This window comes from Myroides sp. LoEW2-1, from assembly GCF_009767705.1.
GTDB lineage: Bacteria > Bacteroidota > Bacteroidia > Flavobacteriales > Flavobacteriaceae > Flavobacterium > Flavobacterium album_A.
On the sequence record NZ_WSPP01000380.1, the window covers coordinates 1 to 1,786 of the forward strand.

1 protein-coding gene and 1 pseudogene are annotated in these 1,786 nt (G+C 27.0%); one reads left to right on the forward strand and one right to left on the reverse strand.

The annotated features are described in order from the left end of the window. Nucleotides 1-190: hypothetical protein (locus tag GOQ24_RS16585; protein ID WP_208103242.1), on the reverse strand; the 190-nt coding region annotated here is incomplete at its 3' end. A 79-nt stretch (nt 191-269) separates the two neighbouring features. On the opposite strand from GOQ24_RS16585, the pseudogene GOQ24_RS16280 reads away from it, so the two are divergent. After that, nucleotides 270-1,786: pseudogene (locus GOQ24_RS16280) on the forward strand (hypothetical protein); the annotation flags it as partial.

The following is a 1,786-nucleotide window of genomic DNA, read 5'->3' on the forward strand; positions in this document are numbered from 1 at the left end:
ATGAAACACCATGGAAATTCTTACGAGAATTAACAGCAAATACTAATATTGTTGCAGTTCCTTTTAAAAGGAAAGTATTTGCATTAGGAACACTAAGCGAGATAAACTCTACTTTTCGAACTTTTATTAAATCAGATATAAAGAGAGTTCCAATATCTCGTTTTGATATTGAGAATGTTAGTGCATTCAAATCATTAATGTTAAAAGCAGTAACCAGATTTTTTTGTGATACGAAAAGTGTTAATTCTAATTTTAAAGACAAAATTTGGATGAGTAGTCCATCTTCTAATTATGGGGGTATCAGAGTACATAAGGCTATCTATATTTCCTTCTTTTTTGATAAGAATTCAAAATTTGGTTATTTATCTTTTACACCTACATTATACCTAGATTCAGATTTTGAAATATCTAAAATTCAAAAGCAGAATACTGGTAAAAGGATGTTGGAGAAATTATACAATAATAAATACGATGAAGAGTTAGAATACTGGAACAATGTCCTTTTTAATAATCAAAATATTAAATTTGAATATCCTGTTAACTCAGGTACAGGTTTCATTTTCCAAATTTCATCAAATACAGCATTTGGTGAAATTAATGTTCTTGACAATAATTACAAATCTTTTATACCTAAAAATTACAATAAACAACAAACACAATTTAAAGGAGTACAATTTTTAGAACCTCAGTTAATATTCAAAAATATAGGCTCAGATTTAGATTTCAAAGATTATCATCCTATGCGAGGATTAGTTAATAATCGTCCTTATGATGTAAATTTAAATGGTAAGATTCTATCAAATGAAATAAATCTATCTGTAATCTGTAGTAGTAACTACGCCTCTAATTTAAGTGATTTTTTATCAGATTTACAACTAAAGCATAGTACTCAAAACACTAATCCTGATTATTTAATTGACTATCCTGGCTTCTATAATATATTTAACATTCCTTTAAATATTCCTTCTAAAAATGACAAAAACAATTGGCTTGATATAAATTTTATTCCTGACCTCAATAAAGAAACACACCAAAATGCCTTGAACTTAGCAAGATTAATTACTAATAAAATAGAAAAAATTAGTGCGACACAAGGATCTAGCACAATAGTTATCTTTATTCCATTAGAATGGAAACAATTTGAAAATTATATCAATGATGAAGAAAGTTTTGATCTACATGACTATATCAAAGCTTTTTCAGCTTCAAAAGGTATATCAACTCAATTAATCAGAGAAGATACCTTGTTTGATAAATTAAAATGTCAAATATATTGGTGGTTATCATTATCCTTTTATGTAAAATCATTACGTACTCCATGGATTCTAAATAATCAAGAAAGAAAAACAGCATATGCTGGTATAGGATATAGTATATCAAAAATACATAACAAGTCAGAAATTGTTATAGGATGTAGTCACATATATGACTCTAATGGTCAAGGATTGAAATATAGATTAGCTAAAATAGATGACTATTATTTAGACAAACAAAATAATCCATACCTATCATATAAAGATGCATTTCAATTTGGTGTTTCTATTAGAGAGCTCTTTTATCAATCTATGGACACATTGCCTGAAAGAGTTGTCATACATAAAAGAACAAAATTTACAGAAGATGAAATCAATGGAATCAAAGATAGTTTAAGTATAGCAGGAATAAGTAAAATTGATTTAGTAGAAATTAATTTTGAAACTGATACACGCTTTTTAGCAATGAATGTATTCAATAATAATATTCAGATAGATAAATTTCCAATATCAAGAGGAACTTGTATTGTAAC